Below are 4,629 nucleotides of genomic sequence, written 5' to 3' on the forward strand. Positions count from 1 at the left end.
GCCGCCGACGCCGCAGACGCATCGAGAAACTGATCATCCTCAACAGCCGCGGCACCCCCCTCGGAGCCTGAACACCCCAGCACGCGGACGGGCCCCATCCCACCCGATCAGCGGTATCCGGCGGAGGTGACGTTGGCCTGCACCGCGTTCTCTGTCGCGTCGGACGGGTAACCCGAGACGATGGCTCCCTCGTAGAAGGTGCCCTGGCTCAGGTTGGTGTTGGTGGCGCAGCAGTCGCCACCGCTGCCCAGGATGATCGCGCCCTGCTTTTTCATCGGGCTGTAGCCGGGGGGAAGCGCGCCGTCCCACAGGGTGGTCATTCCTCCGGTCTGCGCGTTGCCGCCCTTGATGGCGAAGCGCGACGTCCCGTTGTTCTTCAACATCGCCGTGACGAACTTGCTGGTGAACGCCCTCTGGTTGGGGTTCCACGACTGACTGCCACCGGGGTAGAGCCCCCATTCGAGGTCGGCCTGCACCCAGGGGCCCGATCCGGAGCAGCCGCCGAACCAGCAGCTCGTGCCGAAGTAGATGGCGTCCATCGCGCCGGCCCCGTCGGCCTTCCTGGTCGTCTCGCTGTTGCCGTAGTCGAAGCAGCAGCCGCTGTTGACGTGGGTGCCGCTGGTCACCATGTACATGCCCTCGGGCGCGCTGCCCGTCGGCACGCCGGTCAGGTGACCGTCCCGCCAGTAGCTGTTGCCAGGCTTGATGTAGAGCGAGTACGCCTTGCTGCCGCCGACCGTCAGCGACTCGGACGTCGCGGTCGCGGGGGTGTCCTTGCCGCCTGCCCCGCCGGGTCCCTGGTAGAGCATGTTGTTGCCGTGCCCGGACTGGTCGTAGATCACCGTTATGACGCAGGTGGTGCCGGCGCAGAAGGAGTCCTGCGCCGCCGCGTTGGCGGTGCCGCCCGCGGCCAGGACGCCGATGTCCCGGGTCGCGTTGTCGGAGGAGCGCCTGACCTGGTACAGGTTGCCGCTGTAGGAGTGGTAGAGCGCCCGCGTCGTGCTGTGCGCGGCCACGCACGGGCGTGCCGCCCACGGCGTAGATGTCACACGGCTTGCTCGCCACGGGTGTGGATGACGGGCTGGCCGAAGGACTCGGGGAGGGGCTCGCGGACGGACTCGATGAAGGGCTCGCGGACGGGCTGGGCGAACCGGTGACGCCACCTGTGCAGGCCGTGCCGTTGAGCGTGAAGCTCGCGGGCGCCGGGTTGGCGCCGTTCCAGGTGCCGTTGAAGCCGAAGGACGTGCTCGCGCCGGTGGCCAGTGTCCCGTTGTAGCCGGCGTCGGTGACCGTGACCTGTGCGCCCGACTGCGTCACCGAGCCGTTCCACAGTTGCGTGACCGTCTGCCCCGCGGAGAACGACCAGCTCAACCGCCACCCGTTGATCGGGTCACCGAGGTTGGTGATGCTCACGTTCGCGCCGAAGCCACCCGGCCACTGGTTCGTGACCGAGTAGTCCACCCGGCAGCCTGTCGCCGCGTGCGCGGCGGGCGCGGTCAGCGCACCGACCGTGCCGGCCACGGCGACGAGCCCGGTGGCAAGCCAGAGGCGCAGGCGAGGGACCTTCATCCGTACTCCCGGGGGGTTTGGTTTCACGTCTTCGTGCGGTCAGCGACAACAGCGGCGGCCCGGCGTTCTCGTGAGCAGCCGGAGGATCCTGCTGTTAGCGCTAACAATTCATGTGCGAGACCCGTCCTTCTCTGTCGGCGCATGTGATGGTGGTGGTGCGGCGGAGCAAATACGACCGGAGGGAGCCTCGTCAAGGTCCGGGCTCTTCTCCGCGCCGGCCCTCGGTCCGCCGGGGGCCTGTCCCACCTGCTCCCATCAGGGCGGGGTCCGGTCGCCTCGCGCGGTTCGGCCGGTGAAAGTTTCACGATAATGCGCTCGTAACGTTCTGAGCGCTACCGGCCGGCTCGCGGGCGGAGCAGATAGTCCAGGGTGGAGCTGCGGAAACTTTCGCCGATATGCCGCTCACCAGCGCAGGTCGGCAAGGATAAGGTCCCCTGCGCCTCAACGAAACAATTTCGAGATTCCCTTGACAGGTTTCGTTGCGGTTTCCACACTGAGTCCCGAAGCGGCCTCCTGCCGGGGTCGGTGGTGAGCGGCAGGGGCCCCCGTTCGCGACGCCGTGAGCGTCGCATCCGCAGACGGATCGGGCCGCCAGTTCGCCGGGTCCGGCTCTCGCTCGCTCTCCCGAACCCGATGGAGCGCCGATGGAGCGCCGGCCGGCCTGAGTTCCCCGCAGCCGGCATCACCGCGTACGGCGGCATCGTCGCCGTCTCCCCCCTGGAGTGTGAATGAGCACGTCCGCACGATTCCGCACCGCGTTGTTCGCCGCCGCGGCGGCCGGGATGGTTCTCGCGGCCGGTCCGGCTGGCAGCGCGTCCGCGGGCACCCTGCCGGGCGCGGCCCCGGCGGCCGCACTGCGCCTGGCCGCCTGGCCGTCCCCCACCGGTCAGCAGGCGGTCGGCGCCACGATCAACGTCTCGGGCACGCTCGACGGCGGCATGAAGCGCTACTACGGCACCGGCGCGCTCGGCAGCGGCAGCCAGAGCGAAAGTCAGCCCCCCATCTTCAAACTGGCAAACGGCGCGGTGCTGAAGAACGTCATCATCGGCGCGCCCGCGGCCGACGGCGTCCACTGCATGGGCACCTGCACCCTGCAGAACGTGTGGTGGGAGGACGTCGGCGAGGACGCGGCCACGTTCAAGGGCACCTCGTCGTCGCAGACGATGACCATCGACGGCGGCGGCGCCAGGGCGGCCAGCGACAAGGTGTTCCAGCACAACGGCCCCGGCACCATGTACATCAAGAACTTCCAGGTGCAGAACTTCGGCAAGCTCTACCGCTCCTGCGGCAACTGCTCGACCCAGTACAAGCGCGACGTCGTCATCCAGAACGTCACGGCGACCACCCCCGGCAAAGTCCTGGCCGGCATCAACACCAACTACGGCGACACCGCCCGCTTCTCCCAGATCACGATCGTGAACGACCCGAGCAGGAAGGTCGTCATCTGCGAGAAGTACAGGGGCGTGACCAGCGGCGAGCCGACGAAGATCGGCAGCGGTGCCGACGGCGCCAACTGCGTCTACTCGTCGTCCGCCATCACCTACCGATAGACCCGGTGAGAAGTGGACCTGGCCGGGCGGCCACCCCCACGGCCACCTGCCCGAGTCCTTGATCCTTGGGCCCCTGATATCCGTACCTGTTCGGCGCGGCGACCGGAGCGATCGGCCGCCGCGCCTGATCGGCTGATCCGCATTCCCCATGCATCCGTAGCTCACCCCAAGGAGGATCCTTGCGGAAGGTTGGAGCTCTACTCGCGGCCGGCATTCTCGCGGGCGTCCCGTTCGCCCTGCAGGACCCGGCCGGCGCCCTGGAGAACGGCGTGGCCCGCACGCCCCCCATGGGCTGGAACAGCTGGAACACGTTCGGCTGCGACATCAACGAGACCCTGATCAAGCAGATGGCAGACACCATCGTCAACTCGGGCCTGCGCGACCTCGGCTACAAGTACGTCGTGGTCGACGACTGCTGGTTCAATCCCACCCGCGACTCCGCGGGCAACCTCCAGGGCAATCCCTCGCGATTCCCCAGTGGGATGAAGGCGCTCGGCGACTACCTGCACGCGAGAGGGCTGAAGTTCGGCATCTACCAGGTGCCGGTGGACAAGACCTGCGCGCAGTACTTCGGCGGCTACCCGGGCGCGACGGGAAGCCAGGGGCACGAGGTCCAGGACGCCCGCCAGTTCGCCGCCTGGGGCGTGGACTACCTGAAGTACGACTGGTGCTCACCCAACGGCACCATCGACGACCAGGTCCGCACGTTCGCGAAGATGCGTGACGCGCTGGCGGCGACCGGGCGGCCGATCGTCTACAGCATCAACCCCAATAGCATCCACGCGAAGACGGGGCCGCAGCGCGACTGGGGCGACGTCGCCAACATGTGGCGGACGACCGAGGACATCACCAACAAGTGGGACACCGGTCAGACCAACGGCTATCCGATGGGCATCCAGAACATCGTCAACGTCACCGTCCCCCTCGCGTCGTACGCGAAACCGGGAGCGTTCAACGACCCGGACATGATGGAGGTCGGCCGGGGCGGCATGACCGACACCGAGATGCGCAGCCACTTCGCCCTCTGGGCGATGATGGCCGCACCCCTGATCGCCGGAAACGACCTGCGCACCATGGACTCGGCGACGGCGACCATCCTGAAGAACCAGAACCTGATCGCCGTCGACCAGGACCCGCTCGGCCTGCAGGCCCGCCAGATCAGCAACGACGGGACCCGCCGCGTGCTGGCCAAGAAGCTCGCCAACGGCGACGTCGCGGTCGCCCTGTTCAACCAGGGCGGCAGCACCACCACGATCAGCACCACCGCGTCCGCGATCGGGCTGTCCGGCGGTTCGTTCACCCTGCGCGACGCGTGGACGAACGCTGTCAGCGGCAGCACCGGCACCATCTCGGCCGGCGTGCCGTCACACGGCACCGTCGTCTACCGGGTCAGCGGCGGCGCGACCCCGTCGCCGTCCCCCACCGCGTCCCCCACCAGCCAGACGACCACCATGAGAAGCGAGGTGCCGGCATAGACGCCGGCGTGGATGCGCACTCCGAGCCTGGCCGC

General features: G+C 68.4%; 4 protein-coding genes and 1 pseudogene. 3 read left to right on the top strand and 2 right to left on the bottom strand.

All coding sequences use genetic code 11. The features are described 5' to 3' along the window. Positions 1–107 precede the first annotated feature (107 nt). Entirely contained in the window at positions 108–1,049 is a 942-nt protein-coding gene (locus B1L11_RS49325) for an arabinofuranosidase catalytic domain-containing protein (protein ID WP_218671696.1), read from the bottom strand. A gap of 5 nt (positions 1,050–1,054) precedes the next feature. Here B1L11_RS49325 and B1L11_RS53570 point away from each other — a divergent pair, with 5 nt between their 5' ends. Beyond that, positions 1,055–1,276: a hypothetical protein gene (locus B1L11_RS53570; RefSeq protein ID WP_256863435.1), complete on the top strand. Its 222-nt coding sequence runs from the start codon at positions 1,055–1,057 to the stop codon at positions 1,274–1,276. On the opposite strand, the pseudogene B1L11_RS49330 reads toward B1L11_RS53570, so the two are convergent. Then, positions 1,228–1,569 (bottom strand): annotated as a pseudogene (locus B1L11_RS49330) (cellulose binding domain-containing protein); the annotation flags it as partial. The gene B1L11_RS53570 and the pseudogene B1L11_RS49330 overlap by 49 nt on opposite strands. 728 nt (positions 1,570–2,297) lie before the next feature. Between B1L11_RS49330 and B1L11_RS43950 the strand changes: the two are divergent. Further along, positions 2,298–3,119: a pectate lyase gene (locus B1L11_RS43950; protein ID WP_079321060.1), complete on the top strand. Its 822-nt coding sequence runs from the start codon at positions 2,298–2,300 to the stop codon at positions 3,117–3,119. Positions 3,120–3,298: 179 nt separating this feature from the next. Further along, the gene (locus B1L11_RS43955; protein WP_218671697.1) at positions 3,299–4,594 is read left to right on the top strand and encodes a glycoside hydrolase family 27 protein; all 1,296 of its coding nucleotides are present in this window, start codon (positions 3,299–3,301) and stop codon (positions 4,592–4,594) included. Positions 4,595–4,629 lie beyond the last annotated feature (35 nt).

This window comes from Microbispora sp. GKU 823, from assembly GCF_002027145.1.
In the GTDB taxonomy this organism is placed as follows: domain Bacteria; phylum Actinomycetota; class Actinomycetes; order Streptosporangiales; family Streptosporangiaceae; genus Microbispora; species Microbispora siamensis.